This is a genomic window from Yoonia sp. BS5-3, assembly GCF_038069655.2.
Classification (GTDB): Bacteria; Pseudomonadota; Alphaproteobacteria; order Rhodobacterales; family Rhodobacteraceae; genus Yoonia; species Yoonia phaeophyticola.
In genome coordinates, this window is sequence record NZ_CP150951.2 from 3,730,587 (window position 1) to 3,751,221 (window position 20,635).

Consider the following 20,635-nt stretch of genomic DNA (forward strand, 5'->3'; position numbering starts at 1 on the left):
TTAGGTCAACAGTGCTTATGCATATTCTGCATAGCAGCATTGCCCAAAAGCGCATTGTGCATTCGCAGCATAAGCCCCATCTTGAGGTCAACACGGAACAGAAGGTTCCAAACCTTTTGAGAAAGAGACGAGTAAGATGGCTTACAACACTGAAACAACATTCGCCGGCTTTTCTTTTGGCCACCGTTTCGCCGCCCTGCGTACCGAGATCGTAGAGAAGCTGGCAAAACGCAAAGTATACCGCTCAACAGTCGCAGAACTGGAAAGCCTCAGCAACCGTGAGCTGGCCGATCTGGGCCTGAGCCGTTCGATGATCAAATCGATCGCGATCGAGGCAGCCTACGGCAATTGAATTCAAGGATCGGATCTGCCTCCTCCTCCCAGTAGGGCAGATCTGACAGACCCCGCGCTCTATCCTCCTCCCAGAGCAACGGGTCACGCATAAGGTGGCGGCATCCACCTCCTCCCGGATGCCGCCATTTTATCACACGAGTTTCGGGACCACCCACCTCCTCCCGGGTGGAACCGATATACCGCTGGCGGCGCTCACCTCCTCCCGAGCAATGCCAGTGAGGACGCGCTTTGCTCTTCTCCTCCCAGAGCACGGCAAGCGCTGATAATAAAGACGGTCATGTCCACCTCCTCCCGGGCATGACCGTTTTTTTATGTGTGCCGCGTGGCGGCGCGTTCTAAGAGGCGACGCAGTTTGTGGCCCCGCGACGGGTTCACGGTCTCTACCCAACCGATTTGTCCGAGCAGCCGAGACAGAAATGCGGTGTCCTGCAATCGCAAATCATCCGGCTGCCCGCAGGCGTGGATAACCGCCTTGAGTTGGTCGAATACTTTGCGTGGCGTGTTGACGTGTTGATTAACAACGATGCCGGTCACCAATTGCCGTGTGGCTTGTGACATCAGACGCTTTTTTCCGGCCTGCATGACGAAGCCTTCGTCTATTAGGATTTGTGGCACGAGGTGTAGCAACGTGCCCGAAATCCCCCTGCCCCCAGAAAATGTGAGGTCATCCGCGTACCGGCTGTACTGCGCCCCAAGTCCGGACCCGAGAGCTGCGAGCCTCAGATCAAGCCGGTACGCAACCAAATTTGCCAATGCAGGAGATGTTGGCGCGCCTTGTGGCAGATGCGTTTCACAGTAATCGAGACGTTCATTTTGCTCCATACGTCTGACGATCCGGCTTGGCGTACGTGTCGTGCATAGACCCGTCAGCTGCCGCGCCACAGCTTGCGGGTAGCCAAGCGATCGGAATATGCCCAAAATCCGCGCGCCTCGGATCGAGGGAAAGAAGTTCTGCAAATCATAGCAAATCACCATCTCTTCGCCCGCATGGCGTGCGGCGGCATCAAGGCAGTTGCGCCCTCGGACGAACCCAAATGCGGCGTCATGCACTGGAACATGGTCCAGAATACCGCGCAAAATCTGTCGTTGCAGTGTTTTCAATCTTTGCTTGGGCGCTTCGATAAGCCGATGCCCACCGCGCTTTTTTGCAAGTAGATTGTAGTGATAGTGGTTCACAGCCGTTTCGCCATGTTCTTCATGCCGACCAGACGGGTCAGCGTAGTAGTCCAATGCGTCCACGGGAACCGCAAGCCAATCCGCAAGTGCGGCACTTGTCGCAAGCTGTGGGATATTTAGCCCTGTGAAGGGCGGAACCGCTGCCATGCGTGGTGGGCTTAGGTCAGGCGCGGGCCAAACATTATAACGTGCGCAGTAGCGATAAATCCGCGCAAATGTGGGTGCCTGGCCAATGATAACCGCCGCCCGGTCCGCTGGCGGTGAATAACGCATTGTGCAGGCTGAAAGGATATCTTGGCTCAATGCGCCTGCGTGCTTGCGCAATTTTGGCGGCAGGCGCCGTGTGAGAACGTCCGTCAACGCCGCATCAGACCAAGCGCCAGCGGTAAGCGAAGCTGCTAAATTGCGGCATAGCCAGCGCCTATTCATACTGACTTGGGCGTTGCAACGGTCGTCTTGCTTTCCTCGTTTCGCGTGGCCCGCCCTGGGTGCAACCCAGTGACGGCCACGCCGTGTTTTGCCCGGATCATTGTCGCAGACGGGGATACCCCGCCCCACGTCGCATCGATTGATACGCCGTCATCCAAGAACGACCGTTGCGGCTTGAGCATGCGATGCGACCAAACGCTTGCCAAGCCCCGATTTCAACTGCGTGTATCTTCTGCCGGGACCATTACCATGCAACTGGTGACCGGCCGTTCATGTGCCGCCGTTCCCATTATGTTGTTGAGAAACGCGTTATCTCTGGCACCTTCCCCAGGGTATGGCCGTTTTTCGTGGCTGATAACCGCTGATGCCGGTCTTCCCACTTGCCCTAGGCCGTGGTGTCCTCAATAAATATGGTTAGTTGTTGCTTTGTAGATGCATCACGATGGGACGCCGGGGGGATCCTTAAAATGAAATCAATCCAAACCATCTGCGGCATTGCCGCAGTTATGCTAGCGCCTGTTGCCTTGACAGCCCAGGAAACCGTGCCTGATATCAGCGGTGAAATCACCACGACGGCACAGGCCATCCAGTTTGCCTATGAGGTTGTGGGTGTCCCTGATACGCCGACAATGCGGATCGCCGAAATGAAGACGCAGTTTTCTGCCAAAGGAAACCGGTGGGACATCGACTTTCGCGACGGTGAGCTGACCTATGACGTCACGATCAGACAAGATCGTGACTTTGATTTGGACCGCGACATCGAAGAAGAAGGCGACATCCCATCGTTTTGGGAAAACCAACCGCCGATCCCAGATGCACCGATGCCAGAAGCTCTTTTTGAGCAGGCATCCGGGATACTGACGCAATTCAATGCGAACTACAGACCAACCGGACGCGCGCTTATCGAGTTCGAGACATGCGATCTGCCTGCTTTGGATCGGCCAAGTGAATATGAAAACGGGTGCAGACGGGACAGACCATCTTATGAGAATGTCGTGTTTGTCGAGATTGTTGCGACGATACGCGGCGAAGAGCGTACATTCTTTAAGGCTGTGACGATTTCGGACGAAGGGCTCCCGACAGAGCTGACAGACGCGTCGGTGTCGGGGAACTGGTAATCCACTTTCCCGCCTTGGCGGGGCGTAGTTGTGCTATCCGGCGCTGCCGCGCCGCCTCTTACCTGAGACATCACTCTTTGCGTTCGACCGCAGTGAGAGGCCGCGATCAATTGCTGCTGTTTCGGGGCTGATTGCATTAACTCTCTGCGGTCACGCAGTTTTCACCATCAAATTCGACTTCTGCGCCACGGAAAGCCTCCGAGGCGAATTGATTAAGAAGGACACCAAACCCTGTTCTATTTTGAACCAGCGAGATACTACCATCGCATTTTTCGAACTCCTGTGAAAAGGCTGTCGGATTATCGGGATTTGCCCCACTTATGGACACAACGTTGTGGCTCTCTGCGTCCGTTACTGACATTCTCCAGACTTCCCGAAGATCAACAGTAGATGTAACCCGAACGTGCCCTAGATCTGTTCTTTGACAGGCGTCTGTTACCGTCACCTCAACTACCAGAGTGCAATTACTCAGCTCCATTTCCGATATGAAATTCCAAGACTTAACAGAAGTTTGGTGCGCCTCAACGATTTCATCGAGGGAAACAACATTTTCGCTACGTGGTTGCGACAAGGAAATTGTACCTGCGAAAATTGCTGTAGAAAATCCGATCCAAAGATATGACTTCGTCATTAACCTGTCTAAACGACCTATTCTAATCATCTGTACCCACCAAGGTGACGGAAACTCTCATCTTGCCACAGACTACCCCCGCGTATCTTTCGGCGTGCCCATCACCATATAGCTGGTGATCGAGCGCACATGCGGAACCGTCCCCAGAACATCCGTATGAAAGGCCTTGTAGGCCGGCAAATCCGCCGCCTCGACCCGCAGCATGTATTCGAAAGCTCCGGCCACATTATGGCATTCGGTGACTTCTGCGGCCTGCTCCATCGCCTGCTCAAAGCCCAGTTGTGCGGCCTTCGTATGCTCAGCCAGCCCCACCGCGACATAAACCACATAGCCCCGTCCGGTTTGCGCCGGATCAAGCCGGGCGCGATAGCCTTGGATCACGCCGCGCCGCTCCAGCTCCTGCACACGCCGCAGGCAAGCGGAAGGGGATAGCCCCACGGTTTCGGCCAGCATCAAGTTGCTGATCCGCCCATCCCGGGATAGAACGCGCAATATATGTTGGTCAATATGATCCGAAGCAGACATCGATTGCAGAAATACTCCATTTCGCGATCATTTCGCAATTCAATTCGGACAATCATCGCCTAGTATTGCGCCATGACTTACGATCTACTTCTTGGCCTGATCACCTTCGCTTTTGTCAGCTCGATCACACCGGGGCCCAACAATCTGATGCTTATGGCCTCGGGAGCGAATTTCGGATTTCGCCGGACACTGCCGCATATGGTCGGGATATCACTGGGCCATGCCTTTATGGTTGCTCTGGTGGGCTTGGGGCTGGGACAGATATTCACCGCTTTCCCGATGGCGCAATTTATCATGCAGTGGCTGTCTACCCTCTATCTGCTTTATCTGGCCTGGAAAATCGCGACCGCCGCCCCGCCCAGCGAAGGGAACGCGCGCGGCAGGCCCTTTACCTTCCTGCAGGCCGCCGCCTTTCAATGGGTGAACCCCAAGGCGTGGTATATGGCGATTTATGCGGTCACCAATTATACGCCCGAAGGCACTGGGCTTTGGCCCATATTCATTGTGGCCGGTGTCTTTGCTGCGACCAACCAGCCCTCTGTGGCCGTCTGGGCAGGGATCGGAACGCAGATCAAACGGCTCCTGACACGGCCCAAGCTTTTACGCTGGTTCAACGGCACAATGGCAGTACTGCTGGTCCTCACCCTGATCCCCGTCTGGTTCAGCACGTAAGGTGGATCTTGATCCACCCTAGAACGGCACATCATCCGCCTGATCGGCACTCACAACAAAGCGCGCCACCACATGTTTGGCACCCGCCTTGTCAAACTCGATCTCCAGCTTATCGCCCTCGATCCCCATCACTTCGCCATAGCCAAATTTCTGGTGAAACACCCGGTCCCCTTCGGTGAAAGCGGACACCGCATCCAGATCGATAGTCATATTCCGCGCCTCAGCCGGTTGCGAGACACCCCGCTGACCGCTGCGGGCCTGCAGCCGCTTCCAACCGGGCGAATTATACACATCGGCCTTATGCGCCTTGTCATGCAGGTCCGACCCGACCGCACTTGCCGGGGCCGCAGCCGCCCCATATCCGCCGCCATACAGGCCGGGGGGCGTCAGCACCTCGACATGATCAGGCGGTAATTCGTCGATGAACCGCGAAGGCATGGCCGATTGCCATTGCCCATAAACGCGCCGGTTGGCCGCAAAGGAAATCGTGCAAATCTCTTCGGCGCGGGTGATGCCGACATAGGCCAGCCGGCGCTCTTCTTCGAGCCCTTGCAGCCCGCTTTCATCCATCGATCGCTGCGAGGGAAACAGCCCGTCTTCCCATCCCGGCAGGAACACAGCGGGAAACTCAAGCCCCTTGGCCGCGTGCAAGGTCATAATGCTGACCTTCTCGCCCGCCTCTTCGGTTTCATTGTCCATGATCAGGCTGACATGTTCGAGAAACCCTTGCAGGTTGTCGAAGTTTTCAAGCGCTTTGACCAGTTCCTTGAGGTTTTCCAACCGGCCCGGCGCCTCGGGCGTTTTGTCGTTTTGCCAGAAGGTGGTGTAGCCGCTTTCGTCCAGGATCATCTCAGCCAGTTCGACATGGGTATCGGCCTCGGCCCGCACTTGGGCCGTCCAGCGGTCAACCGAATCCACCAGAATTGTCAGCTCTTTCAGCCCCTTGCCGCCAAGCAATTTGCCCTGACAGCACAGGCGCGCGCCTTCAAGCAGGCTGACACCATTGCTGCGCGCCGTGCGCTGAATGGTCTGCTGGGCCTTATCCCCAAGGCCACGTTTGGGGGTGTTCACAATCCGCTCAAACGCCAGATCATCCGTGGGGCTGACGGCCAGCCGGAAATAGGCCATCGCATCGCGGATCTCCATCCTTTCATAAAAGCGCGGGCCGCCGATCACCCGGTACGGCAGGCCGATGGACAGAAACCTGTCTTCAAAGGCGCGCATCTGATGGGAGGCGCGGACGAGAATGGCAATCTCATCCAAGCCAAATTTATTGACTCGATAGTCCTTTACTGCCCCAAGCATGTTCTCGGACGATGGGTCGTTTTTCTTCAACAACGCACGAACAAGGTTAAGGGTCTTTAAATTTCGATAAACCTCACCGGTTTCAAACGCCTGCTTAATGTAATCATGTTCACTAATTGGCCCCAATCCAGCTTTGGCACGCCGGTCTAACTCTTGCCCAAAATTTTTCAGACGAGGGTTGAACCGGTTCTTTGCTTCCTCGGAGCGACCCGCCCAATGATCTTCGATTTTCTCGCCAACCCATCTTGCCTCTGCATCACCGTCCCATTCCCCCATTAAACGGACACGGTATCCTTGGTCCTTCTGAGAGGTCTTGAGCGTCTTCCCCAGCCGATTTTTATTATTTGCGATAAGCCCCGAAGCGGCCGCCAGAATATGCGGCGTTGAGCGATAATTTTCTTCAAGCCGCACCACATGCGCGCCCGGAAAATCCTTTTCAAACCGCAGGATATTGCCCACCTCGGCCCCGCGCCAACCATAGATCGACTGGTCATCATCGCCCACGCAGCAGATATTTTTATGCCCCTGCGCCAGTAGCCGCAGCCACAGATATTGGGAGACATTAGTATCCTGATACTCGTCCACAAGGATATAGCGGAACCAGCGCTGATATTGCTCAAGCACATCGGGGTGCTTTTGAAATATCGTCACTACATGTAGCAGAATATCCCCGAAATCGACGGCATTCAGCTCAAGCAACCGGCGCTGATAGGCGGCGTAAAGGTCGACGCCCTTGCCATCAAAGGCGCTGCTTTCGGCAACGGGCACATTGTCTGGCGTCCACGCCTTGTTTTTCCAACCATCGATAATCCCCGACAGCATCCGCGCGGGCCAGCGTTTTTCGTCAATATTGGACGCTGCCAAAAGCTGCTTGAGCAGACGGATCTGATCATCGGTGTCGAGGATCGTGAAATTGGACTTTAGATGAAGCCCGTTGTTGGCAGCACTCGCCCCCTTAGGCAGGCTTTGATTTGGGGGACGAGGTACCGGACCCTTGTCATAAGGGTCTTCGATGATTTGATCTAGAGCCGATACGTTTTCGCCAATCAACTCCGCATGCCGCCGCAGCAGCTTGACACAAACTGCGTGGAATGTGCCGAGCCATGGCATCCCCTCCACCGCCTCACCCATCAGCCCGCCAATGCGCTGTTTCATCTCGCGCGCGGCTTTGTTGGTAAAGGTAACGGCCAAAATCTCATGCGGACGGGCGGTGCCCGTGGCCAGAAGATGCGCGATGCGCGTGGTCAGCGCCTTTGTCTTGCCGGTGCCCGCGCCAGCCAGCATCAAAACAGGACCCTGTAGCGTCTCAACCGCTTCGCGTTGGGCCGGGTTCAGCCCATCCAGATAGGGCATGTGATGCTGCGCCATCGCGCGCTGACTTAGGGGCACAGCGGCGGCCTCAAAGGCCTCATCTTCGGTGAATCCACTCATATTCCCTGCAATACCTGCATTCCGGTCCCATGAAAAGCCTTGTTCCGTTTTTGTTCACAAGCGGCAAAAGAGGTTATTGTCTTCACCGCCTCCCCCGGCATAGCGTGCGCCCATGGACCTGCATGCCCGCTACCCCGCCCTGTCTGATCTGAAAACCCGCGCCCGCCGCCGGATACCTCATTTCGTGTGGGAATATCTGGACAGCGCCACCGGGGTTGAGGCCACGCAGACCCGCAACCGCGCGGCGCTGGATCAGGTGCTTTTGTCCCCTTCCATCCTGCATGGCGAGTTTGAGCCTGACCTGCGCACCACCCTGCTGGGCCGCGCCTATCCCTTACCGATTGGCATTGCGCCGGTGGGCATGTCCGGCTTGATCTGGCCCGGGGCCGAACAAATACTGGCCCGCTTGGCCGCGCAGGAGGGCATACCCTACACGCTGTCGACCGTCGCGACCCAAACTCCGGAAGATATTGGCGCGCATGTCGGCACCCAAGGCTGGTTTCAGCTCTATCCGCCGCGTGATCCGAAAATTCGCGACGACATTCTCAAACGCGCCAAACAATCGGGGTTCCATACGCTTGTTCTGACCGTCGATGTGCCCGTCGCATCCCGGCGCGAGCGGCAGACGCGCAGCGGGCTGACCAACCCGCCCAGACTGACGCCGCGCTTGGCCTTGCAAGCCGCGCGCTGCCCCACCTGGCTGAACGGGATCCGCAAAACGGGCATGCCCCGGATGAAGCTGATGGACAGCTACTCCAATGACCGCAGCGCCCTGCCCTCAAACCAGCATGTTGGCTATTTGCTGCGCACCTCGCCTGATTGGGATTATTTCAAAGCGCTGCGCGATGTCTGGGAGGGGCCGCTGGTGGTCAAAGGCGTCACCCGGGCCGAGGATGCCGCCCGCCTTGCCGATGAGGGCGCCGATGCCATTTGGGTCAGCAACCATGCCGGGCGTCAGTTCGACGGCGCCCCAGCAACGATTGAGGTCCTGCCCGCTATCCGCGCCGCCACCCGCCTGCCAATCATCTTTGACAGCGGCATTGAAGGCGGCCTGGACGTGATCCGCGCCTTGGCGCTTGGCGCGGATTTTGTCATGCTGGGGCGGGCATTTCACTATGGGCTCGGGGCCTTTGATTCTGCGGGGGCAGCCCATGTTATCGATATTCTGCGGCAAGACATGACCGCCAATATGGGGCAGTTGGGTGCTCAGTCGCTGCGTGAGTTAACGCCTGCCTTGCTAAAAACCTAAATACGAAACGCGCTCCCCAACCTAGCAAAACATGAGACTTTAGGTAACGAAAACCTCATGGTTTTCAAAGTCTTCGCGAGACGACTTCTGCCGCGGACACCATCATCAATTCGAACTTCACCCTTAGAACATCCCGGCAACTCTCGTCCGTTCATGATTGCGCTAACGTGGTAAAGCTTATGGACGCCCCTGCCGATCCGCTTTATGGAATGCCGCAGCTGCGAAGGGGAGAGTAATGGCTGAGTTTCAAAAGATCCTGATTGCCAACCGGGGCGAGATTGCCATCCGTATCATGCGGGCCGCCAATGAAATGGGCAAAAAGACCGTTGCTGTCTTTGCCGAAGAAGACAAATTGGGTCTGCACCGCTTCAAAGCTGATGAGGCCTATCGGATCGGCGAAGGCATGGGCCCGGTCGCCGCCTATCTCAGCATCGAAGAGATCATTCGCGTCGCCAAAATGTCGGGCGCTGATGCGATCCACCCGGGCTATGGTCTTTTGTCCGAAAACCCCGAATTCGTCGATGCCTGCGCCGCCAATGGCATCACCTTCATCGGCCCTAAGGCCCAGACCATGCGCGAACTAGGCGACAAGGCCAGCGCCCGTCAAGTGGCCATCGCTGCAGGTGTCCCGGTCATTCCCGCCACGGATGTGTTGGGCGAAGATATGGCCCTGATCAAGAAACAAGCGGCGGAGGTGGGGTATCCACTGATGCTGAAAGCCTCGTGGGGTGGTGGTGGTCGCGGGATGCGGCCCATCATGTCTGAGGACGAGCTGGAAGAGAAAGTGCTGGAAGGCCGCCGCGAAGCAGAGGCGGCTTTTGGCAATGGCGAAGGTTATCTTGAAAAGATGATCATCCGCGCCCGTCACGTTGAAGTGCAGATCCTCGGCGATACCCATGGTGCGATGTATCATCTGTGGGAGCGTGATTGTTCGGTCCAGCGCCGCAACCAGAAAGTGGTTGAGCGCGCCCCTGCCCCGTACCTGTCCGGCACCCAGCGCGAGCAGCTGTGTAATCTGGGTAAGAAAATTTGCCAGCATGTGAATTATGAATGTGCTGGCACCGTTGAATTCCTGATGGATATGGACAGCGGCGAGTTCTACTTCATCGAGGTGAACCCCCGCGTGCAGGTGGAACACACTGTCACCGAAGAAGTCACCGGCATTGATATTGTCCGCGCCCAAATCCTGATCGCCGAAGGCAAATCCCTGGTCGAGGCGACAGGCTGCGCCAGCCAATATGATGTCAAACTCGACGGCCACGCCCTGCAATGCCGGGTCACGACCGAGGACCCGCAGAACAACTTTATCCCCGATTATGGCCGTATCCAGACGTATCGCTCGGCCACCGGTCCGGGTATTCGCCTTGATGGCGGCACCGCCTATTCCGGCGCGGTCATCACCCGCTATTACGACAGCCTGCTGACCAAGGTCACGGCAAAGGCCCCGACCCCGGAAATGGCCATTGCCCGCATGGACCGCGCCCTGCGCGAATTCCGTATCCGGGGCGTGTCCACCAACATCGCCTTTGTGGAAAACCTGCTGAAGCATGAAACCTTCCTCAGCAACGAATACCACACCAAGTTCATTGACGAGACGCCCGGGCTGTTTGATTTCCAAAAGCGGCGCGACCGGGCGACCAAGATCCTGACTTATATCGCCGATATCACGGTCAACGGGCATCCCGAAACCGCAGGGCGCGTGCGCCCCGGCGCTGATGTCAAACCGCCGAAACCACCGGTAAAGCCAACCACGGACGTCACCCCCGGCACCCGCAATATCCTGGATGAATTCGGCCCCGAAGCCGTGGCCGATTGGATGCGGGATCAAAAGCAGCTGCTGATCACCGATACGACAATGCGGGACGGGCACCAATCGTTGCTCGCCACCCGCATGCGCTCAATCGATATGATCAAAGCGGCCCCCGCCTATGCGACCAAGATGAACCAGCTGTTCAGTGTCGAATGCTGGGGTGGCGCGACCTTTGATGTGGCCTACCGGTTCTTGCAGGAATGCCCATGGCAGCGTCTGCGCGATATTCGGGCCGTGATGCCGAACATCATGACACAGATGCTGCTGCGCGCATCAAACGGGGTGGGCTATACGAACTACCCGGACAATGTGGTGCAAAGCTTTGTCGCCCAAGCGGCCAAATCCGGCGTTGATGTCTTCCGCGTGTTTGACAGCCTCAACTGGGTGGAAAACATGCGCATCGCGATGGATGCCGTCATCGAATCCGGCAAGGTCTGCGAGGGCACGATTTGCTACACCGGCGATATGATGGACCCGGATCGGTCCAAATATGACCTGAAATACTATGTCGGCATGGCCAAAGAGCTGGAGGCCGCAGGCGCCCATGTTCTGGGCCTGAAAGATATGGCAGGTCTGATGAAACCGGCGGCGGCCACAGCGCTGATCAAGGCCTTGAAAGAAGAGACAAAGCTGCCGATCCATTTCCACACGCATGACACCTCTGGCGCGGCCATCGCGACAATCCTTGCAGCCACCGATGCGGGCGTGGATTGTGTGGATGCGGCCATGGACGCCCTGTCTGGGAACACCTCACAGCCGACCCTTGGGTCGATCGTGGAATCGCTGCGCGGCAACGCGCGGGACACCGGGCTCGACATTGGCGCGATCCGTGAGATCAGCAATTACTTCGAACAGGTGCGCGCCCATTACGCGGCGTTTGAGTCCGGGCTGCAGGCCCCCGCCTCTGAGGTTTACCTGCATGAGATGCCCGGCGGGCAGTTCACCAACCTCAAGGCGCAGGCACGTAGCCTCGGGCTAGAAGAGCGCTGGCACGAGGTCGCCCAGACCTATGCGGATGTGAACCAGATGTTCGGCGATATCGTGAAGGTGACCCCATCGTCCAAAGTGGTCGGCGATATGGCCCTGATGATGGTCAGCCAGAACCTGAGCCGCGCCGATGTGGAAGACCCCGCAACGGATGTCGTCTTCCCCGACAGTGTCATCGAGATGATGAAAGGCAGCCTGGGGCAGCCCCCCGGCGGCTGGCCAAAGAAGATCCAGAAAAAGATCCTCAAAGGCGACAAGCCTTTCACCGAACGGCCCGGCAAATCGCTGAAGCCCGTCGATCTTGAGGCCGCCCGCGCCGACCTTTCGGCGCAGCTAGGCGGGCTGGACGTGGATGACGAAGATCTGAACGGCTACCTGATGTATCCCAAGGTCTTCCTCGATTATATGGGCCGCCATAAAACCTATGGCCCCGTCCGCACCCTGCCGACACAGACTTTCTTCTACGGGATGCAGCCAGGCGACGAAATCGTGGCCGAGATCGACCCGGGTAAGACCCTGGAAATCCGTCTGCAAGCCGTGGGCGAGATGAATGAGGACGGCGAGGTCAAAGTCTTCTTCGAGCTCAACGGACAACCCCGGACGATCCGTGTAATGAACCGTCTGGCCGCAGCCGAGAAAATCTCGCGCCCCAAGGCCGAAGACGGCAACCCAAACCATATCGGTGCACCGATGCCCGGTGTTGTGGCCACTATCGCGGCCCAGGCTGGCACGCCGGTCAAAGAAGGTGACCTGCTGCTGACCATCGAAGCGATGAAGATGGAAACCGGCATCCACGCCGAACGTGACGCCGTGGTCAAAGCCGTGCATGTGCAGGCGGGCGGGCAGATCGATGCCAAGGACCTGCTGGTCGAGCTGGAATGATGCGGGTTCTGGTCATGCTCAGCCTTGCGATGGCCACACCGGCCATTGCGCAAAGCGGCGATCCTACCGTTGGATTTACGCTTGATGATCGGGTGATGAACGCCGCGATTGCTGAGGCTCAGCATTCGCTGCCCCTGTTCTTATGTGAAACCGTCGATGACGAAGGCTATGGGCCCGAGGGCGGGTTCGTGAAGGTGCGCGTGCCAGTTAACCCCAGCCGGAATGAGCATGAAATCATTTGGGTCGGCCCCTTTGCGGCTTGGGACAGCCAGAACTTCGCTGGGTTTCTTGCCAATCAACCCAATGCGATTGATGGGATGAACCGTGGTGACCAGCTTGATTTCACCTATGACATGATCGTCGATTGGAGCTGGAACGACCCCAAAGGCAATATCTACGGGCATTACACCACCCGCGTGATCTATGAAATGCAAGGCCAGACGGATGTGTTGGCTGATTTCGCAACGCCCCCTTTTGACGCAACCTGGTCATGTGAATGAAGCTGGCGCTGATTGCGATTGTCGTTCCTGATTACGACGAGGCAATCGGCTTTTTTGTTGATGTGATGGGCTTTGATCTGCTCGAAGACAGTGATCAAGGCAATGGCAAGCGCTGGGTGCGCGTCGCGCCCCCAAACGGCAGCTGCGCATTTCTTCTGGCCCGGGCAGTGAATGACCGCCAGCAGCAGGCGATCGGCAATCAAGGCGGCGGCCGTGTTTGGCTGTTTTTAGAGACCGACGATTTTGACCGGGACTATCAGGCACTGCGTTCCAAGGGGGTTCATTTCGAAGAAACACCCCGGTCCGAGCCCTACGGCACCGTTGCGGTGTTTCAGGACCCGTTTGGAAACCGGTGGGATTTGATCGCGTTCGCCAACTAAGCGGACAATTGTCGCCGCGGAGCAGAAAATTCCAAAGAACTGACATTTTGGCCTTGCAGTATCCCCCATCTGTTTATAAATCACGCCTCACGATAAGGATGCGGGCGTAGCTCAGGGGTAGAGCGAAACCTTGCCAAGGTTTAGGTCGTGAGTTCGAATCTCATCGCCCGCTCCAAATCATAGCTGTAAACCCAACAGCTTAGCATGAGACCGCTTCGGCGGTCTTTTTGCTTTTTGATGCTGAAAAAGCAGCGCAGGAAGCACGGTTTCGCAAAAATTTAGGCCAAATTGGCGACCCCGGCAGGATTCGAACCTGCAACCTGCCCCTTAGGAGGGGGCTATTCAACATTATCTTTTCCTTTCTTTTTCAATTTCTTAGAAGCTTTTGACTTCCGCTTCTGTTTGGGTTTTGTCCGAAATCGACGTCGAATTTCCTCTTCATCGGTCTCAGAATGGGCATAGGTGCTAAGCGGAAGCGTCGGGTCGGACCACCTCCCAGCCTTGGCAGCGGTAACTGGATCAACCTTTTGACGTACCACCAATTCGGTAAAAAAACCGTGGCGCCCTGCTGCGTGCGCTGACAAATACGGAATTCCCGCCTTCTTACAGATTGTTATCCAGCGTTTCCGATATCCTGTGGCGGTTCCATATCCAAAGAGACGTTCCTCTAGCAGGTGGCCAGTTCGAGGATTTCTTGTTCGCTTTGAGGGAAGCGCCTCAATCTCTGCCATCATCTCTTTGGTTATGGCTACCCAAACCTCCTTGTGGCCCTTTTGCGACTTCAGTCGAATCCTTTGTTCTGCAGCATTCACGTCGACGACCGGCCTAATGCAGATTGCTTGGTCGATACGAGCGGCTGTTTCGAACATGAAGCGAGCCAACGCGGCATTGTGTGGATCCGCAGCATCGCAAAACGCTTCTACCCAAGCTTTGTTTGACGGCTTTCTTTCTACCCGGCTGTTCTTTCCACGTTTTTTGTCTTGGTAGTTGCGCTCCTCAGGTGTGTAATGACTTACGCGGATTGATGGTGTCCGCTTCAACTTATGCAGATTGTTGATGACCGCTCGCGCTGGAGTGACAATCTCACGCCACCAAGTATCTGTCGCAGCGTCTGGCTTAAGCTCTGGCCCCAGCTGCTTAAGTTGTTCCTCGGTTATGTCAGCCACAGGTAAGTGCCCGATCCTCTCAGTTATCGGAATGAGCTGTTTTGCGGAGGTTCTAGTTGCTCGATATGCGAGTACCGCGTCAGCAAACGTGAACATCTTTTCTTCGCCGAAAAGATGTCGACGAATCTGAATTTCAGTTTCGCGTGCTATCCAGTCCCGTGCGCCAGCTTCCGTAAGTGAGCCAGTGCTTTTGTAGTATGAGCGGGTGATTGGTCTGCCGTTGTATTCGACTTTACCCTTCGCGTAGAAGTATTTGCTGTCTTTGCGGACGCACGGTTCGAGAGGCATTCTGAACTCTCCGTCAAAATTGTATCCATTTGAGATGATGTAATAATCATCGCGTTACCGAGCTTGAGGCGTGCTCCCAGTCGGTTCGCATATGCTCTTAGCGTGCGCTCGGTAGTTAGTATGCCGCGAGTGGCCAGTTCTTCGACCCACTGAGCAGGTGTCATGGCATTGTCGAGAACTTCTGAGCTGACGCGAACACGCTTCAATTCCGATGGTTTTGGTCGCGCGGAAGTCATTCCGTCACCCCTCCTGTTTCGCGCGCGAGGTAGTGTTCCCATGCGCCAATCGGAATCTTGGGATTTCGTTTTCCCGGTGATGTGTAGACGTGGGCCAGTTGCCCGGTCTTTATCAAATAGCGAACATTGCTCACGGGGATGCCTATGCGTTGCGCCATTTCTTTAGGTGTTTCGACCTTCTCGGTCGCTTTGAGCTGTTCTTGGGCCAAGTTTCTTCCTCCGATGCAAAGGTCATCAGGCCACCAAACTAATGGCAGCAAAGGTTTCCGCTTTGCTCACAGTAGAAAGCAAAGCTACTCTAGAGATGACTGATTCGACGCTCAGAACGCCATATGGCGTCTAAATGTAATAAATGACCACAAAAGAGGTCATGTCAAGGATGGAGAACTCCTTTGGGAGACATTTCTGCACTCGGAGATCGATTATCAACGCTCCGAAAGGCTGCTGGCCTGTCGCAAAGTGAGATCGCTGAAAAGCTGGGCATCAGTCGCAGCAGTTATCAATACTACGAGCGGAACGAGCGTGACCTGCCCGCTTCACTTCTTTTGAAGCTTTGCGAGCTGTTTGATGACGACGCCCATCGCATTTTGACCGGACAACCATCTTCGCTCATCATGAGGCGGATTGAGGAAATTTCTGCCGTGATCGACGAGTATGAAGAAGACGTCGATGCGGAGTTCAAACCTGACGCCCGGCTCCGCGTCATGACCAAAGTGCTACGCGATGATTTCCGTTCGCACCCTTCCTCAACCCGCAGCGAGGTCAAAGATGAAATTGATAGTTTGTATAGGATGCTGAAATGACAGACTTTCTCAAAAAACCATACTTGGCAGTAAAGCGTGCAATCTTCACGGAAACCGGCCCTGACAGCTTCAAGCGCAAGCCAGGAGAGCCAAAGTTCTTGAAGCCGCAGGCCATCAGACTGCAACAGGAACTGAATTCGCGCAGGCTGCGCCACCACTATCTGACTGGACAACTATGTATGCTGGCGACATTTTTGCTTTGGCTGGTCGTCCCGGCATTGCCCTCGACGAGCCGGGTGCTTGATATGCCTACGCTGCAGCTTTGCCTTTATGTCATAGCTTTGATGGCCTTCCTTGTCGGGTTGTTTCAGGCGTGGGCCATGAGCAGAGCCGTCGTCCAAATTGAACAAATCTGAACGCGGGGTTCCACCCGCGCGCCTTAAGAAAGAACTGAGCAGATGCCCACCCTACGCTGGCTAACTAGAGACGACGATGTGCGAGCCGCCGAGAAGGTGCCTTACCGCCTTCTAGAGGAAGTGCCGGAGCTGGGCTATGGCGACCGCGATGCGGGCAATATGCTTATTCAGGGCGACAACCTTGAGGCTCTGAAGGCGTTGCTGCCGTATTATGCCGGTCAAGTGAAGTGCATCTATATCGACCCGCCCTACAACACAGGTGCCGCATTTGAGCACTACGATGACAATCTGGAGCACGCCCAATGGCTGGCCCTCGTTTGGCCAAGACTAGAATTACTGCGCGAGCTATTGGCTGAGGATGGATCGATATGGGTATCTTTGGATGACGCTCAAGCTCACTACTTCAAGGTCATCGGTGACGAGATATTCGGGCGCAAAAATTTCATTCTCGACATTGCTTGGCAAAAGAGAGACGGCCCTCCAAATGACCGCAAGATCGGGATGGTTCACGAGCACATCCTAGTCTGGGCAAAGCACAGAGATGGTGACAGCAAGCAGACAGTGGCTGAGAAGGCCTTCAACCTTCAACCACGATCTGAGAAGGCAAACTCACAGTATGATACCTTTAAGGAACCCGACGGCCCTGACCCGCGTGGTGCTTTCAGAAAAGTAGACTCTACCACAAACGCCAAGGGCGGCAGGAACGTCGATAGTCTGGTTTATCCGCTGAAGAACCGCTTTACCGGGGAAGAGGTCTACCCTCGAACTGGCCGGAACTGGGCACACAACCGTGAAGAGATGGAACGGTTAAATGCGGACAAACGTCTCTATTGGGGCGTCAAGGGCACGGCTGGCACGCCCATGAAAAAGCTGTTCATCACCGAAGCAAAGCAAGGAATGACTTCTCCAAGTGTCTGGTCTGGTTTGGCACTGAATCAACACGCCAGTTCCGAAATGGAAAAGATCTTTGGCCAGAAGGCCGCGTTTGAAACTCCGAAGCCTGAAGGGCTTCTAGAGCGCATTCTGACCATCGCATCCAACCCTGATGATCTTGTGCTAGATTCATTCTTGGGTTCAGGCACTACAGCCGCCGTAGCCCACAAAATGGGACGGAATTACATTGGCATTGAGATGGGTGCCCATGCCGAAACGCACTGTCGCTCCCGCTTGAAGCAAGTCGTGGAAGGAGAGCAGCACGGTGCATCGATCTCTCAAGACTGGAAAGGCGGCGGAGGATTCCGATTTTACCGTCTCGGACCACCAGTTTTCGATGAAGATGGCTCGATTCAATCAGATATCCGTTTCCCTGTTCTGGCTGCTCATATCTGGTTCGCCGAAACGGGCAGCCCTTGGACCGAACCTAAAAGCCTCACACCCTTTCTCGGCCATAACGAAGGCCTTGGATACGCGCTGCTTTACAATGGCATTCTTGGCGACAAATCGGTCAGTGGTGGCAACGTCCTGACCCGCAAGACGCTCGCCACGATACGCGCGGCCCAAGGCGACTTTAAAGGCCAAATGACGGTTTATGGTGAACGCACGGCGCTTTCGGAAGCTACGCTGACGACCGAAAAAATCGAGTTCAAACAGACTCCGTATGATGTGAGGGCACGCAAATGAAGCTGAAGGATTATCAGAAAGCCTCACTGGCCACCCTGCGGGATTTTTTTGAAGAAGCGCGCATCACAGGCCCCAAAACTGCCTATGAGACACTGACCGCCAAGCCAGAACTTGCAGCCCGGTTGCGGGGCTATGCAGCGGGCTACAAGCCCATCAAGGGGCTGAATGATGTGCCCTATGTTTGCCTGCGCCTTCCCACTGGCGGCGGCAAGACGATCCTTGCGTCTTATGCCATCACCATCGCCAAGGACACATGGATCGAAAAGGACTTCCCACTGGTGCTGTGGCTCGTGCCGACAAACACGATCCGCTTGCAAACTGCTGAGGCATTGAAGAATCCGAAGCACCCCTACAGACAAGTTCTGGACGAGGCGTTCGAGGGCCGCGTGCGCGTGTTCGACATCGGTGATTTCACCCAGCTAACCCCGCATGACATGCGGTCGAACCTCTGTGTCATCGTCGGGACAATTCAGGCGCTACGGCAGAGCAAAACTGACAAGTATCACGTCTACCGTCATCACGAGATGCTGGAGCCACATTTCAGTTCTGTCTCGCCAAATGCTCCCGGACTGGAGCGGAATGACGACGAGCCAAACAAGGGCGATATCCGTTTCAGCTTTGCCAACCTGTTGCACCTGCACAGACCGCTGGTCATCATGGATGAGGCGCATAAGGCTGGCTCGGACCTTAGCCAGCTTGTCTATGAGCGGATCAATCCCACGGCTTTGGTCGAGTTCACCGCCACGCCCAAAGGGTTCAATAACATCCTTCATTCCGTCACAGCGCAGGAGCTGAAAGACGAAGAAATGATCAAAATGCCCGTCGTGCTGGACGAGGCAGAGACATGGCAAGGCGCGGTCAATTCCGCCATCCTGAAGCGCGCGGAGTTACAGGAGTGGGCCGACAAGGACCGAGAAGGGTATATCCGGCCCATCGTGCTGTTCCAGGCGCAGAAGAAGAACGAGGAAGTGACAGTTGAAGTGCTGAAGAAGCACCTGATCGAGAACGAGAGCATCGACGAACATAAGATCGCCGTAGCCACGGGGGCGCAACGAGAGCTGGATGGTATCAACCTTTTCGATCCTGCATGTCCCATCGAATATGTCATCACGATCGAAGCACTCAAAGAGGGCTGGGATTGCTCGTTTGCCTATGTGTTCTGTTCGGTCGCCAATATTCGTAGTTCCACCGATGCAGAACAGCTTTTAGGTCGCGTTTTGCGCATGCCCTATGCTACCCGACGCAAGGCCACGGCACTCAACAAATCCTACGCTCGGCTGGTGTCCAAACGCTTTGCCGAGGCTGCGAACAGCTTGCGCGACAAGCTCGTAGACATGGGCTTCGAAGAAAGTGAGGCCGAGGCGAACATCGAGGCCGAACAGCCCGATCTAGCCGAAGGTCTATTCGGGCGGCAAGCGCGCTCCCGCCCAACGCTAACCGTCGAGATCGAAGCGACAGAGGATGAAGCAAAGGGTATTGAAGGTGTCGCCCCAGGCAAAATCACTGTTGCCCCCGATAATTCAGGGAAGGCAACAGTGCAGATCAAAGGCTTTCTCAAACCTCGCGAGAAAGAGGAACTCTTCGCGCAAGCACCGGCGCGATTCCACGGCGCGTTCCGCGACAAGATTAAGGAATGGGAAGAAAAACACGCCCATGAAGTCGCCCCCGCTCATCGCGGCGAAACCTTCATCATACCCCGACTTATGGCCCACGTTCAGAATGAACTGGTGTTTGGCGACACCGACGTCTTGATGGAATACCACGACTGGTCGCTCGCCGATCATCCCGCGCGACTTGAGCCCTCAGAGTTCGACATAGTGGAGACGACCAACACCTTTGAAATCGACCTTGATGGTAGCCGCCTCTTGATCGCTGCTGGGGACAGCTCCGAACAGCTGACAATGGACGTTGAGGTCGAGGACTGGACACCTGCCAGTTTGGTGCATTGGCTGGACCGTAAAGTACGCGACCCTTGGATCAGCCAAACCGAGCTGCTGGCTTGGTTGAACGATGTCGTCACCTATCTGACTCGCGATAGGAAGCTGCCGCTGGCGCAGCTAATGCGCTGTAAGTTCATCTTAGCGCGCAAACTGGGAGATAAGATCAAGGGTTTCCGCCAGATGGAGCGGAACAATGTCTATCAGCTTAACCTTTTCGGACCGGAGGCGCGGTTGGAGGTGTCGTTCGATGAAGGTATCATGTTCTTCGATGAGATGTATGCTGACGTGCCGAAGTATCGCGGCACCAAGTTTAATTTCCGAAATCACTTCATGGGCCCAGATGAAGTCCCGGCCTTTGATGGCGTTGAAGGTGGCGAAGAGGAACAATGTGCGCTGGTGATCGATGGTCTACCAGGTCTTAAATATTGGACCCGCAACGTCAGCCGTCACCGAAATTCGTTCTCGCTTCCAACCTCGACCGACAAGTTTTATCCAGACTTCGTAGCGCTGATGGAGGACGGTCGGCTCCTTGTTGTCGAATACAAGGGTAAGGATCGGACGCCGGAGGAAAGCCGGGATTCCCAGGAGAAAGACATGATCGGCAAGCAATGGGCAAAAGCGTCCAAAGGCAAGGCGATCTTCGTAACTGCCACTATAGAGAATCGTGATCCACTTTCAGTGAGACGAGCAATTCAAGAAACGCTTTGAAACAGCACGAAGAGGCAGGCAATTGTATTCGAAGATAAGCATTGGTGAGAAACGATTGATGGAAAATAA

Annotated in this window: 17 protein-coding genes and 1 tRNA gene; 12 read left to right on the forward strand and 6 right to left on the reverse strand. The window is 55.8% G+C overall.

The genetic code is table 11. The features are described 5' to 3' along the window. Positions 1 to 136: 136 nt before the first annotated feature. The gene (locus tag AABB29_RS18840) at positions 137 to 352 is read left to right on the forward strand and encodes a DUF1127 domain-containing protein (protein ID WP_341365450.1); all 216 of its coding nucleotides are present in this window, start codon (positions 137 to 139) and stop codon (positions 350 to 352) included. Between the two features lie 311 nt (positions 353 to 663). On the opposite strand, the gene AABB29_RS18845 is transcribed toward AABB29_RS18840, so the two are convergent. Beyond that, positions 664 to 1,677 carry a reverse transcriptase family protein gene (locus AABB29_RS18845; protein WP_341365449.1) on the reverse strand — a complete coding sequence of 338 codons (1,014 nt, stop codon included), beginning with the start codon at positions 1,675 to 1,677 and terminating at the stop codon, positions 664 to 666. 749 nt (positions 1,678 to 2,426) lie between these two features. Here AABB29_RS18845 and AABB29_RS18850 point away from each other — a divergent pair. Next, on the forward strand, positions 2,427 to 3,077 hold the full coding sequence (locus tag AABB29_RS18850) for a hypothetical protein (protein ID WP_341365448.1): 651 nt from the start codon (positions 2,427 to 2,429) through the stop codon (positions 3,075 to 3,077). 136 nt (positions 3,078 to 3,213) lie between these two features. Here the strand turns inward: AABB29_RS18850 and AABB29_RS18855 are convergent, their stop codons facing one another. Beyond that, positions 3,214 to 3,708: a hypothetical protein gene (locus AABB29_RS18855; RefSeq protein WP_341365447.1), complete on the reverse strand. Its 495-nt coding sequence runs from the start codon at positions 3,706 to 3,708 to the stop codon at positions 3,214 to 3,216. Between the two features lie 72 nt (positions 3,709 to 3,780). Continuing rightward, positions 3,781 to 4,233: an Lrp/AsnC family transcriptional regulator gene (locus AABB29_RS18860; RefSeq protein WP_341365446.1), complete on the reverse strand. Its 453-nt coding sequence runs from the start codon at positions 4,231 to 4,233 to the stop codon at positions 3,781 to 3,783. Between the two features lie 72 nt (positions 4,234 to 4,305). Between AABB29_RS18860 and AABB29_RS18865 the strand changes: the two genes are divergently transcribed. Further along, positions 4,306 to 4,905: a LysE family translocator gene (locus AABB29_RS18865; protein WP_341365445.1), complete on the forward strand. Its 600-nt coding sequence runs from the start codon at positions 4,306 to 4,308 to the stop codon at positions 4,903 to 4,905. A gap of 18 nt (positions 4,906 to 4,923) precedes the next feature. Here AABB29_RS18865 and AABB29_RS18870 read toward each other — a convergent pair whose 3' ends face one another. Next, a complete protein-coding gene (locus AABB29_RS18870) occupies positions 4,924 to 7,641 on the reverse strand; it encodes an ATP-dependent helicase (protein ID WP_373636683.1) in 2,718 nt (905 codons plus the stop codon). A 112-nt stretch (positions 7,642 to 7,753) separates the two neighbouring features. On the opposite strand from AABB29_RS18870, the gene AABB29_RS18875 reads away from it, so the two are divergent. The 5 genes from AABB29_RS18875 to AABB29_RS18895 all read left to right on the forward strand — a co-directional run bounded on the left by AABB29_RS18875 (position 7,754) and on the right by AABB29_RS18895 (position 13,624). Continuing rightward, on the forward strand, positions 7,754 to 8,890 hold the full coding sequence (locus AABB29_RS18875; RefSeq protein ID WP_341365444.1) for an alpha-hydroxy acid oxidase: 1,137 nt from the start codon (positions 7,754 to 7,756) through the stop codon (positions 8,888 to 8,890). A gap of 235 nt (positions 8,891 to 9,125) precedes the next feature. Continuing rightward, positions 9,126 to 12,569, forward strand: coding sequence for a pyruvate carboxylase (locus AABB29_RS18880; RefSeq protein ID WP_373636684.1), 3,444 nt, complete (start codon positions 9,126 to 9,128; stop codon positions 12,567 to 12,569). Next, positions 12,566 to 13,069: a DUF2314 domain-containing protein gene (locus AABB29_RS18885; RefSeq protein ID WP_341365443.1), complete on the forward strand. Its 504-nt coding sequence runs from the start codon at positions 12,566 to 12,568 to the stop codon at positions 13,067 to 13,069. Before AABB29_RS18880 ends, AABB29_RS18885 begins: the two co-directional genes overlap by 4 nt. After that, complete coding sequence (locus tag AABB29_RS18890; RefSeq protein WP_341365442.1) at positions 13,066 to 13,449, forward strand: VOC family protein; 384 nt, start codon at positions 13,066 to 13,068, stop codon at positions 13,447 to 13,449. The genes AABB29_RS18885 and AABB29_RS18890 overlap by 4 nt, the downstream gene beginning before the upstream one ends. A gap of 100 nt (positions 13,450 to 13,549) precedes the next feature. After that, a tRNA-Gly gene (locus AABB29_RS18895) sits at positions 13,550 to 13,624 on the forward strand. A gap of 163 nt (positions 13,625 to 13,787) precedes the next feature. Here the strand turns inward: AABB29_RS18895 and AABB29_RS18900 are convergent. After that, entirely contained in the window at positions 13,788 to 14,903 is a 1,116-nt protein-coding gene (locus AABB29_RS18900) for a tyrosine-type recombinase/integrase (RefSeq protein ID WP_373636685.1), read from the reverse strand. 232 nt (positions 14,904 to 15,135) lie between these two features. Next, on the reverse strand, positions 15,136 to 15,348 hold the full coding sequence (locus AABB29_RS18905) for a hypothetical protein (RefSeq protein WP_299744889.1): 213 nt from the start codon (positions 15,346 to 15,348) through the stop codon (positions 15,136 to 15,138). A gap of 183 nt (positions 15,349 to 15,531) precedes the next feature. Between AABB29_RS18905 and AABB29_RS18910 the strand changes: the two genes are divergently transcribed. The 4 genes from AABB29_RS18910 to AABB29_RS18925 are packed head-to-tail and all read left to right on the forward strand — an operon-like array spanning position 15,532 to position 20,566. Beyond that, positions 15,532 to 15,942, forward strand: a complete 411-nt coding sequence (locus AABB29_RS18910; RefSeq protein ID WP_341365440.1) for a helix-turn-helix transcriptional regulator — start codon at positions 15,532 to 15,534, stop codon at positions 15,940 to 15,942. After that, complete coding sequence (locus AABB29_RS18915; protein ID WP_341365439.1) at positions 15,939 to 16,298, forward strand: hypothetical protein; 360 nt, start codon at positions 15,939 to 15,941, stop codon at positions 16,296 to 16,298. Before AABB29_RS18910 ends, AABB29_RS18915 begins: the two co-directional genes overlap by 4 nt. Positions 16,299 to 16,340: 42 nt before the next feature. After that, positions 16,341 to 17,918 (forward strand): site-specific DNA-methyltransferase, encoded by a 1,578-nt coding sequence (locus tag AABB29_RS18920; protein WP_341365438.1) that lies wholly within the window; start codon positions 16,341 to 16,343, stop codon positions 17,916 to 17,918. Continuing rightward, complete coding sequence (locus AABB29_RS18925; protein WP_341365437.1) at positions 17,915 to 20,566, forward strand: DEAD/DEAH box helicase family protein; 2,652 nt, start codon at positions 17,915 to 17,917, stop codon at positions 20,564 to 20,566. The genes AABB29_RS18920 and AABB29_RS18925 overlap by 4 nt, the downstream gene beginning before the upstream one ends. Positions 20,567 to 20,635: the final 69 nt, after the last annotated feature.

Bases quoted from the DNA above. Each gene is read 5' to 3' on its own strand.
- AABB29_RS18840 (WP_341365450.1), top strand. From the start codon at position 137: ATGGCTTACAACACTGAAACAACATTCGCCGGCTTTTCTTTTGGCCAC.
- AABB29_RS18845 (WP_341365449.1), bottom strand. From the start codon at position 1,677: ATGGCAGCGGTTCCGCCCTTCACAGGGCTAAATATCCCACAGCTTGCG.
- AABB29_RS18850 (WP_341365448.1), top strand. From the start codon at position 2,427: ATGAAATCAATCCAAACCATCTGCGGCATTGCCGCAGTTATGCTAGCG.
- AABB29_RS18855 (WP_341365447.1), bottom strand. From the start codon at position 3,708: ATGACGAAGTCATATCTTTGGATCGGATTTTCTACAGCAATTTTCGCA.
- AABB29_RS18860 (WP_341365446.1), bottom strand. From the start codon at position 4,233: ATGTCTGCTTCGGATCATATTGACCAACATATATTGCGCGTTCTATCC.
- AABB29_RS18865 (WP_341365445.1), top strand. From the start codon at position 4,306: ATGACTTACGATCTACTTCTTGGCCTGATCACCTTCGCTTTTGTCAGC.
- AABB29_RS18870 (WP_373636683.1), bottom strand. From the start codon at position 7,641: ATGAGTGGATTCACCGAAGATGAGGCCTTTGAGGCCGCCGCTGTGCCC.
- AABB29_RS18875 (WP_341365444.1), top strand. From the start codon at position 7,754: ATGGACCTGCATGCCCGCTACCCCGCCCTGTCTGATCTGAAAACCCGC.
- AABB29_RS18880 (WP_373636684.1), top strand. From the start codon at position 9,126: ATGGCTGAGTTTCAAAAGATCCTGATTGCCAACCGGGGCGAGATTGCC.
- AABB29_RS18885 (WP_341365443.1), top strand. From the start codon at position 12,566: ATGATGCGGGTTCTGGTCATGCTCAGCCTTGCGATGGCCACACCGGCC.
- AABB29_RS18890 (WP_341365442.1), top strand. From the start codon at position 13,066: ATGAAGCTGGCGCTGATTGCGATTGTCGTTCCTGATTACGACGAGGCA.
- AABB29_RS18900 (WP_373636685.1), bottom strand. From the start codon at position 14,903: ATGCCTCTCGAACCGTGCGTCCGCAAAGACAGCAAATACTTCTACGCG.
- AABB29_RS18915 (WP_341365439.1), top strand. From the start codon at position 15,939: ATGACAGACTTTCTCAAAAAACCATACTTGGCAGTAAAGCGTGCAATC.
- AABB29_RS18920 (WP_341365438.1), top strand. From the start codon at position 16,341: ATGCCCACCCTACGCTGGCTAACTAGAGACGACGATGTGCGAGCCGCC.
- AABB29_RS18925 (WP_341365437.1), top strand. From the start codon at position 17,915: ATGAAGCTGAAGGATTATCAGAAAGCCTCACTGGCCACCCTGCGGGAT.